Raw genomic sequence first — 17,856 nt, 5'->3', positions numbered from 1 at the left:
GCGCCGTCCTACGCGACCATGGTCAGTGCCTCGGTCAGACCGAAGCTGACGAAGGCCGGACTCAACGAGATGCTGGCCGGCAAGCGGTTCGCCTCCCTCGAGGCACTGCTCGAATTCGTCCGGGTCGTCACCACACCCGGGGATCCGGATCCGCCGGCAGCGGGGTTTCGGGCCGCCCCCGCACTCGCTTCCGCGCCACCGTGCGGCAGACTCTGGACGATGCCGCTGTGGAAGCCGAAGCCGTACGCGTACGCGCTCAGGCCCAGCACGATGCCGACGAGCTCCTGCACCGCGCCCGCCAGACAGCCGAACAAGCCCATGGAGCACTCACATGGGAAGGAGCAGGCCCGAACACCCCGGCGCGCGCGGCGCGTTCTGGCGGGCAGCTGTGGCAGCAGGCCAAGGCCTCGTGCTGCGCCCGGCGTTACGTCCGCTGGCCGCGGCGACCGCGGTGGCCAGGCTGGCGCTGGCCACGATCCTCACGGGGGACTCCCTCACCGGGACATCCGGCAAGTGCCGGCTTTTGCCCACAAGCCCGAGGCCTTCATCCGCTTCGCGACCAACCAGGCCCTGCCTCCCGCCTTCGGCTTCCCCGGCGGGCCCTCCTCCAGCCCTTAGACAGATGCCTCTCCCACGCCGAGCACGACCGGGGCCCCTGAAAGGGACCCCGGTCGGCAAGGTGAAGCGGGCTAGTCGCTGTTCCCCGGCTTGACGTGGGTGAACGCGGTGTCCGTGTTGTTGCCCTTGCGCGGGTCTGCGTCGTCACCGAACACCCTGGCGGTGTTCTTCACGGTGGTGGGCTTCAGAACGTTGGCCGCGGTGCCGGTCACCTCGATCTCCGCGCTGTGGCCGTTCGCCAGCGGACCACCCGTGCAGGAGAGGAGGCCGTTGGTGATCTCGCACCCCTCGGTCGGCGTGGTGGGCGACAGGATCTTCGCCGGGAGGTCGTCGGTCAGCGACCAGCCGGAGGAGCCGTCGCCCTTCCCTTCGTTCTTCACGGTGATGCGGTAGGTGACTTCGCCGCCCACCTCGACGCGCTTGGTGCCGTGCTTGCGCACCGCCAGGTCGGCGGACGAGTCGAGGAAGCAGGAGGTGGCGTCGAGGTTCGTCGCCGGGGTCGTGGTCTGCGTCGACAGCACGGAGAACGACGGGTTGGAACCGGTCGCGTTCTTCACGTGTACCCGGATGAGCTGTCCGGAATTGCGGAAGAATCCGAGATCGCCGTTGCCGTACGTGAAGACGCCGCCGAAGTCCTCACCCCCCGGAAGGACACCCGGGAAGAAGTCCACGCTTTCATCGGCGATGTCGATCCGGGTGATGGCGCCCGAGTCGGTCGAGCCCCACAGGAATCCGTCACGGAATGCGATGTCGAAGACATCGAGTTCCGGGTCGGCCAGCGCCGGGACGTTGATGACATTCGTGACCGAGCGGGAGGTGACGTCGATCTGGTAGATCTCACCCGTATTGTCGGCCAGGACGTAGTAGTTGCCGTCCTTGTCGAACGTTCCCGAGATGTAGACGGCGGGCGGCAGTCCGGCAATGGCACCAAGGTTGGTGAAGTCTCCATTGCCGTCGAAGCGGACCAGGTCGTTGTTCGCGTTGCCGAAGGTGGTCCCGTAGAGGAAGCGATCGTGCGGGTTCACGCCGATGGCGTTGTAGAGGAACGGTGTTGGGTTGCCCAGCGGCGTGAACTGGACCGTTCCGGGCCCTCTGTCGGCGGTGTAGAGCTGGTCCGGGTCGCCGAACGAGACGTAGACCTGCCCGTCGCACGCAATGGGATTCCCGTCGGGCTGCTGCTGCGCGACAGCCGCCGCAGGGGCGGGGACGGCACCGGCCGGTGACGCCGGCAGGCTGGTAGCGAGCCCTGCGACGATACCCACCGCGCCCAGCGCGGAAAGCGCGCGCAGCCGCCGCTTTCCGTGGTTCGGCCTTTTTGTTCCTCGAATCACGAACATGCACCTTTCACCGTTCAAGACGGACAGGGCCCCATGGTGGAGGCCCGCAGTGTGTGCCGGATGTGACGGAGAAAGATCAGCACAAGGGATGTCGGGTCGGATATCACGGCTCGGGCTTCGGAGTGGAGTTCGCTCCAATGCACCAGGACAATCCCTGGGCCACTTCTTTCAGATCATCAGAATGTCCGCCCGGACAGTGCCGCGGGCGCATCCGGCCGGCTTGCGCCGCTCAGCCTGGCGGCAGGCCCGGTGCGGTGACGTGGTGTGTCGAGTACATGGCCGAGGGTCACAGTCCCAGGGCGATGGCCAGCCGGGTCAGCTCGGCAGTGCTGTGGGCGTTCAGCTTGGCGCGGATGCGGCGGAGGTAGGCGTCGACGGTGTGCTTGGACAGTCCCATGTGGCGGGCCGTCTGCAGATAGGTGCGGCCTGCGGCGATGTGTCGCAGGGCCTCCTTCTCACGCGGGGCCAGCGCGGCTGCGGGGGCCTGGGTGTGCGGCATGGTCAGTGTGAGGCTCATGCGATTTCCTCCGCCGGATCGGCTCGGTCATCACTGCTCGCACCCTCGGAAGCAGCGGGCTCAATGCCCCTTTTGTCTCCTGTTTAAGAGCCTGGCCGGGCGGCTTCGCGAGAGTGTCCGCCGACTGTCACAGGCGTGTGACAAGGCGCTCTGCGCGATCGTGCCGTGATGTCGGGCGACGGCCTCACGCTGGTGCGCCCGCAGTTTCATCGTCACGAGCTGCTCAGTGAGTCCAGGTAGTCGTCGAGGAGCTCGGTCTGCCGCACGGGTGGGAACGCCGCGGGGTCGAGCAGGGCCTGCACCGTCAGTCCGAGCACGAAGGACTGGGCGCCGGCCGCGATGCGCTCCGGGTCGCCGGCAGGCAGTTCTCCGCGCTCCTGCCCGGCTGTGACCAGTTTGGCCAGCCGGTCGCGGCCCTGCGCGTACCGGGCGGCGTGATCCGCGCTCAGGGCCGGGTCGGCCAGGGCGGTGTCCCAGGAGGACACCCAGATGCGGTTGCTCGTGGTGGCCTCGGCGGTAAGTGGGAGGATGCCGAGCAGGGCGGTCCGCAGGGCGGCACGGCCCTGGCCGCCGCTCTGCCGTGGCCGCGCGGCGGTCCGCTGGGCGAGCAGGTCGAGGGCGTACGCGACCAGGTCGCGCTTGGTGGCGAAGTAGTGGGTGAGCAGACCGGTCGTGGCGCCGAGTTCGGTGGCGACGGCGCGCATCGTCAGCCCGCCGAAGCCGTGCGCCGACAGCACGCGCCAGACGGCCTCCGAGACGTCGCGGCGGCGGGCTTCGTGATCTCCCTTGGTGCGTGGCATGGTGCTACGGTAATAGCCATAACAGTCGTTGTGTGAATGAGGTCACGATGTTCTCCCTCCCATTGCGGGACGGCGCCCGTCTCCGCCCGCTCGAGCTACGGCATGCCGAGCAGTTCGCCACCCACCTGGACCGGGCGCGCGAGCACATCCGGCCGTGGGTCGGCGCCGGGTTCGTCACCGAGGGCGTCGACGGGGCGCGCGGCACGCTCCTGCGGTACGCCGAGCTTCAGGCGGCGGACGGTGCCCGCCTCTTCGGTATCTGGAGCGCGGACGACACCCTCGTCGGCGGTGTCATGTTCACTGCCTTCGACGCGGCCGGGGGAGCCTGCGAGGTCGGCTGCTGGCTGGAGCCGGCCGCAGAGGGCCACGGGCTGGTCACCGAGGCATGCACGGTGCTGCTGGACTGGGCCCTGACCGACCGGGGCCTGCACCGCGCCGAGTGGCACTGCCGGGCCGACAACGAGCGCAGCGCTGCGGTGGCCCGGCGGCTCGGCATGACCCTGGAAGGCGTGCGACGTGAGGCCTGGCCCTTCGGCGGCGTCCGCCACGACAAGCAGGTCTGGGCCGTCCTCGCCCCCGAATGGCGAGCCCACCGCGGACAGACCGTGCCGTCGCAATAGCGGCGGCCGGGTTCACGCGAGCCGGTCGATGAGGATCATCGCCACGTCATCCGTCAGGCGCCCCTCGGCGTGGCGGATCAATGCCCGGTGGAGCTCGTCCAGGAACTCCTGTGGGGAGGTGCCGGCGGGAATGTGCTCCATGGTCTCCGGCAGAGGGAAGAAGTCGTTGTCACGGTTGCGGGCTTCGATGACACCGTCCGTGTAGAGCAGCAGGCGGTCGCCCGGCAGGAACGGGTGGCTCTCGGGCTTGGGGGGAGGGCCTGCGACGAGGTCTTCGAGGCCGAGCGGCGGCAGTGGTGAGCTGGGCATCAGGGTCTGAATCGCGCCCTGGTGGAGCACCAGCGGAGGGGGATGGCCGCGGTTGACCAGTTGCACCACCTGTTCGCCCGGCACCTGGGCGATGAGCGCGGTGGTGAATCCCTCCAGGAGGACTTCGGGAAGTTCTGCCTGGGAGTAGGTGCCCGGTACGGCGGACTCTCGCCGCAGGGCGGCCGCGCAATGGTTCATGACCTCCTGCAGTTCGGCCTCGTAGTGAACGGCCTCGCGGAACGCGCCCAACGTCACGGCGACCGCGCGTATGGCGGACAGTCCTTTCCCCCGGACGTCCCCCACGATCAGGCGGACGCCGTAGCGCGTCTGCACGGCCTCGTACAGATCGCCGCCTATCTGCGCCCCTGTCCCTGCCGCGAGGCACAGACTGGCGGCCCGTACCGGGCCCAGGAGCTCGGGGACGGGCCGCAGGACGACTTCCTGAGCGGCCACCGCGATCTTGCGGACCTGGTCGAGCTCGCTCTGCCTGCGCATGCGCACGGCGTTGCTCAGGATGACACTGGCCACGGACACCACGATGATCCCCAGGAAGTTGCCGAAGATCAGCTGGGTCTGGGTTCCCCACGAGTGGTTGTAGGTCGCGGAGGTCGCGTTCACACACGCGGCGAGGACTGCCGCGGACAGTGTGCCGACCGGGCCCATCGTCAGCGCGGCCAGAGCCGGCGTCGTGGTCAGGACGGGGCCGGTGACCAGATCGTGAGCGGGCGAGAGCTCGACACCCAGTACACCCAGCGCGATCGCGAAGGGTGCGCATTTCGCCAGTGTGAACAGGATCTGACTGTGGCCGCCCACTCCTGTTCGAGACGACGATCCTGGCCGAAAAGGCGAGCGAGGATGTGACCCCATGGGAACAGCCTGCCTCGCGGGAGCCGTCGCGGCCTCCCAGGAACCCGGTGACCAACGACCCTGCACGGCGCTACGCCCCCACACACAGCGATCAGGGGACGGGTAGCGGCGGTGGCGTACCACTCGGCATACTCGAAGCATGGCAGACACCAGCGTCAAGATCGACGATGTCACGCGGGACCGCCTCAAGGCCCTGGCCGACAGCGCGGGCATGTCCATGAAGGACTACCTCGCCCAGGTGGCCGCCGAGAAGGAGCACGAGAAGCTCCTCGACACCGCGACGGCCGCGTTCCGCCGCCTCATCGGCGAGCCGGGCATCCTGGACCGGTTCGATGCAGACTTCGGCGGGCTCCCGCCGGCCGCCGCCCACCAGCCCCCGCGGGCGGCCTGACCCTGTGGAGCTGCTCGTCGACTACCGATGGCTCCTGGCACGACAGGAAGACATCCTGCGCACTGACCTCACCGTCAACGATCTGTCCGTGCTCGTCGGCATGGCAGCCCGGCACCGGGTGAACACCCCCGCCTGGACCAGACCGACCCGGACCCCTTCTGGCGCGCCGCCGTGTTCCTGGATGAGTGCGTACTGCTGCGCCCGCTCCCCGCCCGCAACGAGGCGTACGGCTACGGCGTTGCCGTCGCCTACCTGGAAGCGTCCGGTGAACGAGTGGACACCACGTACGAGTTGTGGCGCGACCTCATCAACGACATCCGCGCGCTGCGCCTGGACGCGTACGACATCGCTGATCGACTCCGGTCCTGGCGCGTGTCCGCGTAGGCCGTTGCGACGTCAAGGCTGTGGCCTGTGGCTCGTGGCTCGTGGCTCGTGGCCTGTGGCGTGGGCGCGGCCGAAGGCTGATCGGATTCCGGCCGGTTGATCCCGTGAGGCCGCAACGGTTTCTTGAAGCCTGGCAGCCCGACGAACGAATATCCGGTTGCCTGTTGGGGATGGTGGTGGATGCAATGGCCGTCGCGATCCGGGCAGACCGCGACCGAACCGTCACACGGGAGACGCCAACGCATGAATACGCCACCATCGTCACCTGAAGCGGAGCGGACTGACGGATCATCCGTCCAGATCGGCGCTCTCGTCCCGCTGACTCGGCCTGGCTGGGTCGGGGCAGGCCAACACTTGCTCGCTGGACTCGAGTTGGCCGTTCGCGAGGTCAATGACGCCGGCGGGATCCTCGGAAGACCACTCGAGCTGGTGGTCCGAGACACCGCGGCTGATCCACAGAGGGCCGCGGCGGCCGTAGACGAATTGGCCGGCCTGGGCGTGGCTGCCTTGGCGGGGGAGTATCACAGCGTCGTCGCTCGCGCCGCTGCCGCCAGGGCCGACGCCCTCGGCCTGCCGTTCCTCTGCTCGTCAGCGGTGCTCGACGGGCTCACCGATCAGCCGACGCAATGGGTCGCGCGCCTCGCCCCGGCGCAGTCCCACGGCTGGCAGATCTACGCAGACTTCCTCCTCGGCTCGGGCCACACTCGAATCGCCGTAGCAGCCGCGCCGAGTGTCTACTGGGCATCGGGGGCCCGCATTCTGCGGGACTACCTCGCTCCACGCGGCGGCACCGTCATCGAACTCGACATGCGCGAGCTCACCCCCACCGCCCTCTGCGACGAACTCGTCACCCATCGCGCGACAGCCCTCCTTCTCCTGGTCGGCCATCCGGAGCCGGCGGTGTCGATCGTCAAGTCCGTCCGCCGCGACCAGCGCCTCGCCGAGATCATGATCGGTGCTCCGGCCGGGCAACCGGAGTTCGCCGAATGGGCGACCCTGCTGGGCGACGACAGTGCCGCGGTCCCGTTCTTGCGCTACCTGCCCGAGCGCCTCAGCCCACTCGGTGCACGAGTCGAGACGGCCCTGCGCGAGCGGCTGGCCGAAGCGCCCTCCTTCGTCGCGTTCGAGGGCTACGACACGGTCACCGTCCTCGCCGATGTGCTGCGTTCTCAGGGCGCGGACCGGGCGCGCATCGCCGAATCCTGGGCGCGCGTTGCAGTCGAAGGCACCCGCGGGAAGATTCATTTCTCCCGCACGCCTGGCATCAGCGTGTGGCAATGGGCTTGGACGCCGGTCCAAGTCGTTGACCGAGATCCGGCGGACCCCGACCGCTTTCGGATCCTTCACACCGGCTGAGCCTCGAGTTAGGAGAGAGGTCGGGTGGCGGCCACCATCACTTCAGGAGGGCGCGCCAGCGGTCGGCCGACTCCATCATGTCCTCGATGACTCGCTCCAGGAACGTCCCCACCTTGGCCAGCCGCTGCCCCACGGGCGTGTCCGGCCCGAGCGTTTCGGCCGCCGCCATCGCGGCCTGCGCCGACGCGAGCGTCTGCCGTGAGCTGATCACGATCGAGTGGTACCAGGCGTCGTCGTCGACCACGTAGATGTCGCGACGGCGCTGCGGATCGCGCTCGCGCCGGACGTACCCCTGCTGGACTAGGAAGTTCACGGCCACGGAGACGGAGGCCGGGCTGACCCTCAGTCTGCGGGTCAGCTCGGCTGCGGTCCGCCTGCCGTTCTCGGACAGCAACAGGTCGACGTGCACGCGCGCGGTCATCCTCGGAAGCCCCGACCTGACCGCCAGCTCGATGATCTCCTCTTCCATCGGGCCACCCGGCGCTCCGGCCGCGCGCGGGGGAGCAGGTGTGCCGCGCTGTGCCCGCTGGACCGTCGCCTGGTGCGCCTGCTGAGGTCGGTAGCCGCCGGGGCCGCCGTTGCGTGCGACCTCACGGCTGATCGTCGAGGTCGGCCGGTCGAGCTGTCTGGCGATCTCGGCGTAGGAGAGCCCGCTGCCGAGTCCGGCCGCGATGCGCTGGCGGTCCTGCTGGGTCAATCGTCCTCCGGGCATGCCGCCAGTATTGCCTTCACTGCCATTCATTGCAATGCAGCATTGCATTTACTCTCACCGTCATTGCATCAATTTACCGCCATGTACCTGGGCTTATGCCCTTCAGTCGATTGACGGAATTATGAACGCAACGTAGCTTTCAGGAAGTGTCAAACATGCAAGGTCGCGAGATGAGGAATGGACATGGGTGAATCCCTCCACACCGTCACGACGCTGCCGACGGCGCGCCCGCCCGGCTGCCCCTTCGACCCGCCGGCAGAGCTGATCGACGCCCGCCTGCACGGGCCCATCAGCCGCTACACCCATCCCGGCGGAAAACCCGGCTGGATGATCACCGGATACGACCTGGTCAGGTCGGTCCTGGCCGACCCGCGGTTCAGCTCGCGCAAAGAGCTCCTGAACGTGGTCGACTTCGAGATCCCGCCGGCGCCGCCCGGCGAGTTCCTCCTCATGGACGAACCACAGCACGGGCGCTACCGGAAACCGCTGGTGGGCAAGTTCACCGCACGGCGGATGCGACTGCTCACCGAGCGCATCGAGCAGATCACCACCAACTGCCTGGACGCCATGGAGAAGGCCGGCCCGCCGACGGACCTGGTGACCGCGTTCGCCAAGCCCATCCCCACCATCATCATCTGTGAGCTGCTGGGGGTGCCGTACGAGGACAGGGACTCCTTCCAGGAGCAGATCGACTCGTTCATGAACGGGGAGCCGAGCGAGGAGGAGCTGATCGCGGCCTACACCGCGACCCAGCAGTACCTCGCGGAGCTGGTGGCCGCCAAGCGTGCGAACCCCACCGACGACGTGCTCAGCGAGCTCACCGACAGCGATCTGACGGATGAGGAGCTGAAGGGGATCAGCCTGATTTTGCTGGCGGCCGGGTTCGACACCACCGCGAACATGCTGGGCCTTGGCACCTTCGCGCTGCTCCAGAACCCGGCGCAACTGGCCGCGCTGCGCGCCGACCCCGCGCTCGCCGACCGGGCCGTGGAAGAACTGCTGCGGTATCTGAGCGTCGCCAAGACGTTCATGAGGACGGCGCTGGTGGACGTCGAGCTGGGCGGCCAGACGATCAAGGCCGGCACGACGGTCGTCCTGTCGTACAACACCGCCAACCGCGACCCCGACCGCTTCACCGATCCCCACCTGCTCGACCTCCACCGGCAGGACGGCGGACACCTGGCCTTCGGCCACGGCACCCACCTGTGCCTGGGCCAGCAGCTGGCCCGCGCCGAGATGCGGATCGCGTTCTCCGCGCTGCTCAACCGCTTCCCCACGCTGCGCCTGGCCGTACCGGCCGAAGAAGTCGGCCTGCGCCCGGAGACCGCGGACATCTACGGGGTGAAGAGCCTCCCGGTCACCTGGGACGTGTGACCGCCAACCCGGTGCGGGACAGCCCTAGGGCGGCTCAGCGGGCGGGCATGTTGCGAAGGGCCTCCTGGGCCGCCCGGACGCCCAGTGCGCAGGCCCCGGCCCGGTTCCTCGACTGGACTTGGAAGGTGAGGTAGTGGGTGTCGGAGACGCCCACAGTGACGGTGCAGGAGTATGAGCTGATGGGCAGCATGCCCGCCGGATACCCCATGATCAGGTCGACGTGCTCGTCCATCAGGGCGAAGCGGATGGCGTTGTCCTTGTCGTTCTCCGGCTTCCGGTGTACCCGGAGGTCCACCGCCTCGCTCACGCGGTTGTGCCAGAAACAGCTGGTCGGCGTCTGGGCCATGCCCCCGCGCGGCGCCCATGCCCGCATCGAGTCGGGCGGGACCAGCCCGAGTTCCTCCTCGCCCTTCGGCCGGATCAGGTCACACGGCTTGGCCTTCTCCACCGGCAGCGGCGGGACGTCGAACTGCGCGATGCTCGTCCGCTCCTTCAGCGGGACGTCCCGGTCGGGTCCCGCCGCGCCGCTTCCCACTTCGCTTCCGCAACCCGACAGGGCCACCATCAAGGCGATGGCCAGCCCGGCCGCCGACGCCACCCGCATCTCCCACCACTCCCCACCACGGCACCAGTGCAGGGGAAACTACCGAACGTGCCCGCTGGTGGAAGCGGTCCGGACGATCTGCCACTCCGAAGGGTGAACGACCGGCCGGGCAGGAAAACAGGTTTGCCGATGGCAAGGGCGGCATACGGGCGGCGTGTTTCCATGGGCGGGTGGAGAGCATTCACCCGGCGGCGGCCTCGCCACGGCCCGCCGCCGCGATAGCCCGGCGCCGGTTCCGCCCCGCCCCGGGCACCGCCGCTCGCACTGGTGAACCCGACGCCTCCGCCGACGTGGTGACGTCCGTCAAGTGTGACTCCGCTCTTCGGGCTCACTCGACAGGAGGCGATCAATGACGGCTCGCAAGAGCACCGGCGGCACCGCCGCCGAGGTGCGAACCAGCGACGTCATCGCGTTTCGACTGAACGCGCACCATCTCACGAACCGGCAACCGGTCGCCGACCTGCACCGGGTGGCGGGTGCGTGCGGCATTCAGAACAGTCCGCCGGGTTCGGCGCTGCTCGCGCTGCACTCCCGCATCGAGGAAGTGAATCCAGACCGTGTCGACCACCTCGTCGGCGAGGAGAAGAGCCTGTTGCAGACCTGGTGCATGCGCGGCGCGCCCTTCTATTTCCCGACCGTCGACGCACCTGTCTTCACCACTGGCGTGCTGCCGGCCACCGAGGCGGCGCGACTGCATCTGATCAGCGGCATCGATCAGGCGCTGAACAAGCTCGGGATGGGTTTGGACGAGGCGGTCGAGATCACCGCCGAGGAGATCGGGGCCGTGTTGTCGGAGCGACAGCTGGCGATCAACGAACTCGGGGAAGAACTGGCCGATCGTATCGCGGGCAGACTGTCACCTGCCCAACGCAAGACCTGGCAGGCGAAGGGCCCCTACGGCGCGAACCAGCCGCTGGGCGAGGCCGTCGTGCACTTCTGCATCCGGATGCTGATGCTGCGCGGCGTCGTCTGCATCGCGCCGCGCAGCGAGAACAAGGCCCCGTTCGTCCTGTTCGACGAATGGCTGGGCCGCCCCCTGCCGCAGGTCGACCCGGACAGCGCCCGCGCCGGCCTGCTGCGTCGCTACCTGCACTGCTACGGCCCGTCCACCCGCAGGGATTTCGCCACCTGGGTCGGTGTTCACGCCGGTGACGTAGACCCGTGGTGGACCACCCTGGAGGACGAGCTTATCCCCGTCGAATTCGACGGCCACCGGGCGTGGATCCTCGCCGACGATCGGGAAGCCCTGCAATCGCCGTCCGAAACGCGCGGGGTGCGGCTTCTGCCGCCACGCGACCCCTATACGCAGATGCGTGATCGGGAAACCATCGTCGACAAGAAGCACCATCGCCACGTATGGAAATCCGTCGGTGAGCCCGGCGCGGTACTGGCCGACGGAACGATCGCCGGAATCTGGCGGCCGCGCAAGAGCGGTCGCCAACTGGCGCTGACGGTCGAGACATTCCGGTCGCTGAGCACTGAGCTCCGCAAACAACTACGCGAAGAGGCCGATCACGTCGCCGAGCTGCGCGGTGCGTCGGGGGTGCAGGTCACGTTCGACGACGAGACACGCTGACCTCACCTTCGCCCTCGACGGCCTTGTAGCCCTCACGGTCGAAGGCGGAAGGCCGAACCGTGGCCCTCATTGCTGGACAGGAACTCCCGGAAGACTTGCGCGGAGTTCGGGTTCTGGCTGCACTGCCACACGCCGTGTGGACAGTAGTCGGTAATGCTGTGGTAGAGCGGCTTGTGCTCGGCGATCCATGCCAGCATGCGCTGCATGTACTCGGGGTTGTCGCCGTTGCGGAACAGCCCCCATTCGGGGTACGAGATCCGCTTGCCGTGCGCCTTCGCGAAGTCGACCTGCTGCTGGAGTCCGTAGGGCTGTGTGACCTGCTCGTCGAAGGTGTGGCCGGGAGGCTGGTCGTAGGTGTCCATGCCGACGACGTCGACCACGTCGTCGCCGGGGTAGCACCTGGTCCAGGCGATCGCGTCACCGCCGCGGTTGGGAGCGAAGTCGAAGCGGAACCGCTGCCCGTCCACTGAGCGCATCGCGGCGACGATGCGCCGCCAGTACTTCTTCCAGTTCTCGGGGTCGGGCCGGCATCGGTGGGTGTAGTTGAAGCCGTTCATCTCCCAGCCGAGCACGAGAACCGTGTCCGGCACCCCGAGGGCGACCAGACGCTCGGCCAGCCGCTGGAAGTGGTGGTCGTACTCACCCCGCGCGCCGGAGCGGATCAGCTCGGCGACCCGGTCGTCGGGGAAACCGGCCTCGTTGCGCTCCAGCATGGGCACGTTCAGTACGAACAGCCGATCGGCTCTGGCCTTGCGCCACCGTGCCCAGCTGCGCAAGGAATCGGGTGCTCCTCGATGTTCGACCAGGTGTCGCCAGGCAGGTAGGTGTGCCCGGCGCGCACCTCGGTACCCCCGAGCCAGCTCGAGAGTTCCTGCATCCTCTCGACGCCGGGCGAGCCGTAGTGGAGATAGGCACCCACTGCGACCTCGGTCCCTGGGTCACCGCCGGAACTCTCTTGCGGCGGCGTGGCGAGGGCGCCCCCGGTGACGAGCAGGCCGACAGCGACCGTACTTGCGCAGGCGCCCGCCAGCCAGCGGCCTCGATGGGACATGACGCCTCCACGAGCTTTGCGAACCTGATGTGTCTGGCAATGACGTTAGGCATCTCATCTGATGCGCGGCCTGTCTGGTGTCGCGATACTGGGCCATTCGCGGCAGTCGGCCGCCTTCGCTTGGCCCGAACAGGTGAAAGCCTCCACCCTCATCGGCGGGTCGGTGGCCGACACGCCGGCGAACGTCGTCGCCGGTGCGCAGCACGGTGGGGCCGGCCCGAAGTTCCAGCGTTGGCCCTACCGGGACCGGTGGTTCCTGACAGCATCAGCACGACCGAACAAGGGGGTTCCATGCGGTCGCGCGTCCGCATACTCACGCTCGCCACCACCGCCGTCGCCACCGGGTTGCTGCTCACGGGGTGCAGTTCGACCCCGGCCGAGGAGCTGGAGGACTGGTGGTCCTCGGGGGGCGAGGGCAGGATCAAGGCGCTCTCCGACACCTCGGGCCGGGTTAACGAGGTGAGCACGCGCCCGATGGACATCTGGGACACCGCCTGCCAGGAGCTACTGGCAGAGGTGGCGAAGGCCAAGAAGTCCGACACCCTCCCGAGCGAAAACGCCCGGGGTTTCTGGACGGAAGCCCTGACCGCCTTCGAGCACGGAGGCAACGAGTGCGTCGCCGGGGCCGGCAAGAAGGACGAGGTCCAGGCCTCCGCGGGCATCCGCGAGGTACAGAAGGGCATCAGCCGACTGGCAGCCGCCGTGTCCATGATCAAGAGCGACCTGGAAGCCAAGTGACCAGCGGGATCACCGACACCCCGACCGATCCCAGAACTGCGACCTCGGGGCCCTTCCGCGCTCCGTTGTCGTGGCGCAGACGAATATGACGGAAGCCCCGCCAGTGGGACTGGTGGGGCTTCCAAGGCCTCGTCAGACCATAAGCAGTAGCCGCGTGCTCGGCACCAGTTTCCGGTTCACGCTGGTGCTCTGTACGAAGATCGTGAAGTCGTCGTTGTGGTCCGGCTTGATGCGGACTTCCGTGTTCGGCAGGCCGAGCAGGGCTCGGGCCTCCGGCCCCGTGTAGACCTGGTCCGTCTTCTTCTCCAGCACCGCGATCTGCTTCTGCGCCTGAATCTTTTCTGACTTGCTCAGCTGGTAGAACGCACAACCGGTTCGGTAAGTGTGCCCGCATTCGGTGACCCAGTCCCGGATCGCCGTTTCGCGAGCCACGGGAATCAGCTGGTACTGCGACGGATTGACCGGGGTGAGACCGGCTGCCTCGATGGTGTCTTTGTTGACTGCCTCTCCACCCGTGGAGAACACCGCCCGCGATCCCCGGATGCCCTTGCTGCGGCCCACCATGAAGTTCTCGGTGGCCTTCAGGATGACCTGGCCGGCTTCCTCCAGACCCTGTGTGCTCGTGGCATCCCAGATGGCGATGTTGTCCTTCGGGAAGCCGCACTGCATGGCCTCGCGCTTGCCCATCTGGTCCGGGACAAGGACGGCTAGCGTCCAGTTGTCCTCCTGCGTTTCGGTCATCGTGGCCACGGCCTGCACCAGTTCACGAGGGTCCCTGGTAAGGGCATCCGGGCAGCGGTGACTTGCGTTCTCCTGCCCGTCGGTCAGTACGAACGTCAGGAAGCTGTGGTCGCCGTACAGTTGAGCAGTCTGCGCCAGCTCCCGCTGTGACTTCAGCGTGGCCGCCAGCAGAGCCGTCATTCCACCGGCCCGGTACAGCTGCTTCAGCGACGGCATTCGCAGCACGTCCTTGTCGTAGATGACGCACTCCACCTTGTCCGCGAAGACGTACACCGTGACGCGGGTTTCCTGGTCCAGTTCCTGCGATCGGCGGGCCAGGTATGCAATCTGCTGGTCGGCGACTTCGACGACCTTACGGCTCAGGTGCGACATGGACGAACTGGCGTCCAAGACGAGAGCAACGTGATTGATGTAGTTCTGGTTTCCGGACATTACGGCTCCCCCGCTTTCCGACTTGATGCTCCGATCCTCCCATCCACCACTGACAATCGATCTTGGAGTGTTCAGCGCGACCGCTGACCCACCGCCCGTACGTGGCACCTGGTGAGCTGTGACGTTTCTGCGGTGAAACACTGCCCCCGCGCGGGTGAGCGAGCGCCCCAAGTCCTGTGGCTTCTACCGCCAGGGACGCTACAAACCACGGATGATCAGGAACCTGTTGCGGAGCTGCCTGGCGGCCCTTCTTGCGGCCACGTCTCTCCTTCCCACTGCGGCGTCCGCCGCCGAACGGCCGACAAGAGGCCGTCCGCCCCGACCCCATCGTCTTCGTTCACGGCTGGAACCCCGACGCCTCTCCCTGGGAGACCATGGCCGGACGCTTCGAGGCTGACGGCTGGCCGACCAGTCACCTCGACCAGTGGACCTACAACGCCACACAGCCCAACGCCACGACCGCCGCACGGCTTGCCGACGAGGTCGAGCGCGTCCTGGACCTCACTGGCGCCACCAAGGTCGACGTCATCGCCCATTCGATGGGCGCCCTCTCTTCCCGCTACTACCTCAAGAACCTCGGCGGCGCTGCCAAGGTCGATGCATGGGTCTCCCTGGCAGGACCGAACCACGGCACCGACACCGCACAGTGGTGCGGCGGCGCTCCTTGTATCGAGATGCGACCGGGATCCGACTTCCTGAGCGCCCTCAACTCCGGTGACGAAACCCCAGGCTCCTCCCGCTACGCCACATGGGGTTCACCATGTGACAGCGTCATCAGCCCGAAGAGCAGCGTTGCCCTCTCAGGTGCCGTCAACAGCACTACCGCCTGTCTCAACCACAGTGCCCTGCGGACCGACCAGACTGTCTACGGCGAGGTCAAGGCGCACGTTCGCTAGCGCTCTGACCGTGTAGGTTCACCGGGTTGGTGTCCCGCGGCTGAGGCCGTGCGCTGCCTCCTGTTCCGACGCGGCATCACCCTTGAAGCCAGCCCCTGCCCTCAATCCAGGCAGAACTCGTTTCCCTCCGGGTCGGTCATCACGATGATCCCCTCGTCCGTGTCGTTGGGCTCGAGCCGGTACAGCCGCTTCGCTCCCAGCGCCTCCAGCCTGGTGGCCTCCTCCTCCAGCGCGGCCATCCGCTCGTCCCCGGTCAGGCCGGGTGCTGCGCGCACATCCAGGTGCAAGCGGTTCTTCGAGGTCTTTCCCTCTGGGACCTTCTGGAAGAACACTCGCGGCCCCTTGCCGTCCGGATCCGTGATGGCCGACCGGTCGTTGTGGCGCTCGGGCGGCACGCCCCACGCCGTCAGCGCAGCCGTCCAGTCGGGGAAGCCCTCGGGCGGCGGCTGGATGCGATAGCCCAGCGCCTGAGCCCAGAACGCCGCCAGCGCGCCCGGATCGGCGCAGTCGTAAGTCACCTGAAATTCCTTGGCCATGCCGCCTCCGACCGCTCGAAACCCGTCCACGTCCTCGCCCCGGTCGCTTCCCGGACGCGCCGCCATCCTCGCACCGCCCTCGGACAAGCCGCTCGCCGACTCCGGTGTCAGTCATCCGACCCCGCCCCCGGCCTCACCGCCTACAGCACCCCCTCCGCCACAGAGAGCGCGGCTTGCCCCGCTCGGCCGGGGGCCTTGAGGAACTGTCGTTGGTCGTCCAGGAATCCGTCCGCGAAGAGCGAGCGGGGAGAGAAGAGCGCGGTGAGGCTGGTCCTGCGCTCCGACTGCTCGATGGACTGCTTGAGCAAGGAATGGCTCGCGTCCGGATAGCGCTTGACCGTCAATGCACCGCCCGCGTCCAGCACCTCGCGGTAGACGCGCTCCGTGTCGGCGGTGTCCACGTTGATGTCATGGCCTGCGAGGGTCAGCAACACCGGTATACCGCGCAGGGCGTGGAGGTCTTGTGTGGCGTCTGCGGTGAAGTTCTTGGAGATGAAGCCCCAGCGATCGGCGGTCATCCCCTTCGCGTCGTCGCCCATCGCCCTGACGTACTCCTCGAAGGTCGCGCGGCGTTCCAGCAGTCGGAGTCTGGCGTTGCTCGTGGCGATCGCGGCGTCCGTGCGGGCTGCCGACGCGTTGTCGGCGCGCAGCTCGGAGAGGAGGTTGTAGCGGCCCTGCTGGAGCCAGTTGATCGCGGGGGAGACGGCGATGACGAAGCTCACGGGCGTCTTGGCGGCGATCTTCGGCAGGACCCAGCCCGCCTGGCTGGCGCCCCAGAGCCCGATCCGGTCGCCGTCGATGTCCGGGCGGGCGCGCGCCCAGGCGATGGCGGCGACTGCCTCGTCGGCCCGGTCGTCCATGGACTGGTCGAGCCAGTTGCCGGGTGCGCCCGCGACGCCGGGCTTGTCCCAGGACAGGGAGGCGTACCCCGCCTTGGCGTTCGCTTCCCACATGGGCTTGTAACCATCGTCGTGGGTGGCGCCGACGGGGCCGTCGCCGTGGACGTAAACGACCAGGCCGTGGTGCTTGCGGCCGTCCTTGGGGGTGGCCAGTACGCCGTTGAGGGTGTGGCCGCCGTTGCGGATGGAGACCCGCTGCTCATCCATGGCGTAGGAGTTCTGCCACAGCACCACACCGACGAGGCCGGCGGCTGCCAACAGGACCGTGACCAGTGACCACGCGGCGATGCGGAGCCCGCGCCGTCGGGGCTGGATCTTTGGGCACATGAGATCTGACCGCCTCTGTTTCGGGATTGCGCAGCAAGCTATCACTCAGTCCACGATCGTCGTGAGAGTGATAGATTTGGGTGGAGGTTGCAGCGAGCGAGGGGGTACGGCATGGGACGGGACGCGACGGGCGCCGACGCCGGCACTGGACCGGTGACAGTCCGGTGGGGTGTGCCGGCCGGAGCCGAGCGGCGGGCGGCCGAGTTGTACTGGGACGCCTTCGGCCGCAAACTCGGCCCCGCCCTGAACCCGCCGGACAAGGCGGTGGCCTTCCTGGCCGCCCACCTGAACGCCGATCGCGCGGTGTGCGCGCTGCTCGACGGGCAGCTCGTCGGCCTCGCCGGCTACCAGCTCGGCGGCCGGGCCCTCACCGGGGGATCGGCTTCCGCCGTGCTGCGCACGTACGGACACCTGCGAGGACTGCACCGACTCCTGCTCCTCGCCCTGTTCGAGCGGCACCCGGCCCCCGGGCAGCTCGTCATGGACGGCATCGCCGTCGACCCGGGCATGCGCGGCCGCGGCGTCGGAAGCCTGCTCATCGAGGAAGTGGCCGCCGTCGCGGCGGAGCAGGGCTGCCGGGAGATCAGACTGGATGTGATCGACACCAACCCGCGCGCCAAGGCCCTGTACGAGCGGCGCGGCTTCACGGCCGTCCGGACGCGGCCCACGCCCTACCTGCGCCGGCTGCTCGGGTTCGGCGCGGTGACCACCATGCGGCGCCCTGTCGAGGCGAATGGGCCGAGAGGACTGTCCACACCATGACCGACGACA

Annotated in this window: 18 protein-coding genes and 2 pseudogenes; 9 read left to right on the top strand and 11 right to left on the bottom strand. The window is 68.1% G+C overall.

Translation table 11 applies throughout. The features are described 5' to 3' along the window. Positions 1-8: 8 nt before the first annotated feature. The 4 genes from JIW86_RS04560 to JIW86_RS04545 form a co-directional block, all read right to left on the bottom strand. Positions 9-320, bottom strand: coding sequence for a hypothetical protein (locus JIW86_RS04560; RefSeq protein WP_257552620.1), 312 nt, complete (start codon positions 318-320; stop codon positions 9-11). 369 nt (positions 321-689) lie between these two features. After that, on the bottom strand, positions 690-1,880 hold the full coding sequence (locus tag JIW86_RS04555; RefSeq protein ID WP_257552619.1) for a DUF11 domain-containing protein: 1,191 nt from the start codon (positions 1,878-1,880) through the stop codon (positions 690-692). Between the two features lie 361 nt (positions 1,881-2,241). Then, entirely contained in the window at positions 2,242-2,472 is a 231-nt protein-coding gene (locus JIW86_RS04550) for a response regulator transcription factor (RefSeq protein ID WP_215149740.1), read from the bottom strand. Positions 2,473-2,684: 212 nt separating this feature from the next. Then, on the bottom strand, positions 2,685-3,272 hold the full coding sequence (locus tag JIW86_RS04545) for a TetR/AcrR family transcriptional regulator (RefSeq protein ID WP_257552618.1): 588 nt from the start codon (positions 3,270-3,272) through the stop codon (positions 2,685-2,687). A 47-nt stretch (positions 3,273-3,319) separates the two neighbouring features. On the opposite strand from JIW86_RS04545, the gene JIW86_RS04540 reads away from it, so the two are divergent. After that, entirely contained in the window at positions 3,320-3,892 is a 573-nt protein-coding gene (locus JIW86_RS04540) for a GNAT family N-acetyltransferase (RefSeq protein ID WP_257552617.1), read from the top strand. Positions 3,893-3,904: 12 nt separating this feature from the next. Here the strand turns inward: JIW86_RS04540 and JIW86_RS04535 are convergent, their stop codons facing one another. After that, positions 3,905-5,014, bottom strand: a complete 1,110-nt coding sequence (locus JIW86_RS04535) for a PP2C family protein-serine/threonine phosphatase (protein WP_257552616.1) — start codon at positions 5,012-5,014, stop codon at positions 3,905-3,907. Positions 5,015-5,207: 193 nt separating this feature from the next. On the opposite strand from JIW86_RS04535, the gene JIW86_RS04530 reads away from it, so the two are divergent. From JIW86_RS04530 to JIW86_RS04520, 3 genes are all read left to right on the top strand, one after another. Next, entirely contained in the window at positions 5,208-5,459 is a 252-nt protein-coding gene (locus JIW86_RS04530) for an antitoxin MazE7 (RefSeq protein ID WP_257552615.1), read from the top strand. Positions 5,460-5,630: 171 nt separating this feature from the next. Further along, entirely contained in the window at positions 5,631-5,843 is a 213-nt protein-coding gene (locus tag JIW86_RS41575; RefSeq protein WP_322975487.1) for a hypothetical protein, read from the top strand. 243 nt (positions 5,844-6,086) lie between these two features. Next, positions 6,087-7,199: an ABC transporter substrate-binding protein gene (locus JIW86_RS04520; RefSeq protein WP_257552614.1), complete on the top strand. Its 1,113-nt coding sequence runs from the start codon at positions 6,087-6,089 to the stop codon at positions 7,197-7,199. A 37-nt stretch (positions 7,200-7,236) separates the two neighbouring features. Here JIW86_RS04520 and JIW86_RS04515 read toward each other — a convergent pair whose 3' ends face one another. Next, positions 7,237-7,911, bottom strand: a complete 675-nt coding sequence (locus JIW86_RS04515) for a GbsR/MarR family transcriptional regulator (protein ID WP_257552613.1) — start codon at positions 7,909-7,911, stop codon at positions 7,237-7,239. Between the two features lie 183 nt (positions 7,912-8,094). On the opposite strand from JIW86_RS04515, the gene JIW86_RS04510 reads away from it, so the two are divergent. Then, a complete protein-coding gene (locus JIW86_RS04510) occupies positions 8,095-9,285 on the top strand; it encodes a cytochrome P450 (protein ID WP_257552612.1) in 1,191 nt (396 codons plus the stop codon). Positions 9,286-9,319: 34 nt separating this feature from the next. Here JIW86_RS04510 and JIW86_RS04505 read toward each other — a convergent pair whose 3' ends face one another. Further along, the gene (locus tag JIW86_RS04505) at positions 9,320-9,889 is read right to left on the bottom strand and encodes a DUF3558 domain-containing protein (protein WP_257552611.1); all 570 of its coding nucleotides are present in this window, start codon (positions 9,887-9,889) and stop codon (positions 9,320-9,322) included. Positions 9,890-10,238: 349 nt separating this feature from the next. On the opposite strand from JIW86_RS04505, the gene JIW86_RS04500 reads away from it, so the two are divergent. Then, positions 10,239-11,465: a winged helix DNA-binding domain-containing protein gene (locus tag JIW86_RS04500; RefSeq protein ID WP_257552610.1), complete on the top strand. Its 1,227-nt coding sequence runs from the start codon at positions 10,239-10,241 to the stop codon at positions 11,463-11,465. A 74-nt stretch (positions 11,466-11,539) separates the two neighbouring features. Here JIW86_RS04500 and JIW86_RS04495 read toward each other — a convergent pair. Further along, positions 11,540-12,516 (bottom strand): annotated as a pseudogene (locus tag JIW86_RS04495) (glycosyl hydrolase); the annotation flags it as partial. Between the two features lie 291 nt (positions 12,517-12,807). Between JIW86_RS04495 and JIW86_RS04490 the strand changes: the two are divergent. After that, positions 12,808-13,254 (top strand): hypothetical protein, encoded by a 447-nt coding sequence (locus JIW86_RS04490; protein WP_257552609.1) that lies wholly within the window; start codon positions 12,808-12,810, stop codon positions 13,252-13,254. Between the two features lie 132 nt (positions 13,255-13,386). Here the strand turns inward: JIW86_RS04490 and JIW86_RS04485 are convergent, their stop codons facing one another. After that, complete coding sequence (locus tag JIW86_RS04485; RefSeq protein WP_257552608.1) at positions 13,387-14,427, bottom strand: vWA domain-containing protein; 1,041 nt, start codon at positions 14,425-14,427, stop codon at positions 13,387-13,389. 211 nt (positions 14,428-14,638) lie between these two features. Between JIW86_RS04485 and JIW86_RS04480 the strand changes: the two are divergent. After that, positions 14,639-15,323 (top strand): annotated as a pseudogene (locus JIW86_RS04480) (esterase/lipase family protein). 101 nt (positions 15,324-15,424) lie between these two features. Here JIW86_RS04480 and JIW86_RS04475 read toward each other — a convergent pair. After that, complete coding sequence (locus JIW86_RS04475) at positions 15,425-15,859, bottom strand: VOC family protein (RefSeq protein WP_257552606.1); 435 nt, start codon at positions 15,857-15,859, stop codon at positions 15,425-15,427. 140 nt (positions 15,860-15,999) lie between these two features. Beyond that, complete coding sequence (locus JIW86_RS04470) at positions 16,000-17,085, bottom strand: alpha/beta hydrolase family protein (RefSeq protein WP_257552605.1); 1,086 nt, start codon at positions 17,083-17,085, stop codon at positions 16,000-16,002. A 111-nt stretch (positions 17,086-17,196) separates the two neighbouring features. Here JIW86_RS04470 and JIW86_RS04465 point away from each other — a divergent pair, with 111 nt between their 5' ends. Continuing rightward, the gene (locus tag JIW86_RS04465; protein ID WP_257552604.1) at positions 17,197-17,847 is read left to right on the top strand and encodes a GNAT family N-acetyltransferase; all 651 of its coding nucleotides are present in this window, start codon (positions 17,197-17,199) and stop codon (positions 17,845-17,847) included. The last annotated feature ends 9 nt before the right edge of the window (positions 17,848-17,856 follow it).

It is taken from the genome of Streptomyces sp. NBC_00162, assembly GCF_024611995.1.
In the GTDB taxonomy this organism is placed as follows: Bacteria; Actinomycetota; Actinomycetes; order Streptomycetales; family Streptomycetaceae; genus Streptomyces.
This window is presented reverse-complemented; position numbering and strand designations above follow the sequence as displayed.

What these genes read in the sequence shown, in the direction of transcription:
- JIW86_RS04470 (WP_257552605.1), bottom strand. Translation starts at nt 17,085, where the DNA reads ATGTGCCCAAAGATCCAGCCCCGACGGCGCGGGCTCCGCATCGCCGCG.
- JIW86_RS04540 (WP_257552617.1), top strand. Translation starts at nt 3,320, where the DNA reads ATGTTCTCCCTCCCATTGCGGGACGGCGCCCGTCTCCGCCCGCTCGAG.
- JIW86_RS04505 (WP_257552611.1), bottom strand. Translation starts at nt 9,889, where the DNA reads ATGCGGGTGGCGTCGGCGGCCGGGCTGGCCATCGCCTTGATGGTGGCC.
- JIW86_RS04475 (WP_257552606.1), bottom strand. Translation starts at nt 15,859, where the DNA reads ATGGCCAAGGAATTTCAGGTGACTTACGACTGCGCCGATCCGGGCGCG.
- JIW86_RS04515 (WP_257552613.1), bottom strand. Translation starts at nt 7,911, where the DNA reads ATGCCCGGAGGACGATTGACCCAGCAGGACCGCCAGCGCATCGCGGCC.
- JIW86_RS04465 (WP_257552604.1), top strand. Translation starts at nt 17,197, where the DNA reads ATGGGACGGGACGCGACGGGCGCCGACGCCGGCACTGGACCGGTGACA.
- JIW86_RS04520 (WP_257552614.1), top strand. Translation starts at nt 6,087, where the DNA reads ATGAATACGCCACCATCGTCACCTGAAGCGGAGCGGACTGACGGATCA.
- JIW86_RS04530 (WP_257552615.1), top strand. Translation starts at nt 5,208, where the DNA reads ATGGCAGACACCAGCGTCAAGATCGACGATGTCACGCGGGACCGCCTC.
- JIW86_RS04485 (WP_257552608.1), bottom strand. Translation starts at nt 14,427, where the DNA reads ATGTCCGGAAACCAGAACTACATCAATCACGTTGCTCTCGTCTTGGAC.
- JIW86_RS04545 (WP_257552618.1), bottom strand. Translation starts at nt 3,272, where the DNA reads ATGCCACGCACCAAGGGAGATCACGAAGCCCGCCGCCGCGACGTCTCG.
- JIW86_RS04560 (WP_257552620.1), bottom strand. Translation starts at nt 320, where the DNA reads ATGGGCTTGTTCGGCTGTCTGGCGGGCGCGGTGCAGGAGCTCGTCGGC.
- JIW86_RS04490 (WP_257552609.1), top strand. Translation starts at nt 12,808, where the DNA reads ATGCGGTCGCGCGTCCGCATACTCACGCTCGCCACCACCGCCGTCGCC.
- JIW86_RS04550 (WP_215149740.1), bottom strand. Translation starts at nt 2,472, where the DNA reads ATGAGCCTCACACTGACCATGCCGCACACCCAGGCCCCCGCAGCCGCG.
- JIW86_RS04510 (WP_257552612.1), top strand. Translation starts at nt 8,095, where the DNA reads ATGGGTGAATCCCTCCACACCGTCACGACGCTGCCGACGGCGCGCCCG.
- JIW86_RS04500 (WP_257552610.1), top strand. Translation starts at nt 10,239, where the DNA reads ATGACGGCTCGCAAGAGCACCGGCGGCACCGCCGCCGAGGTGCGAACC.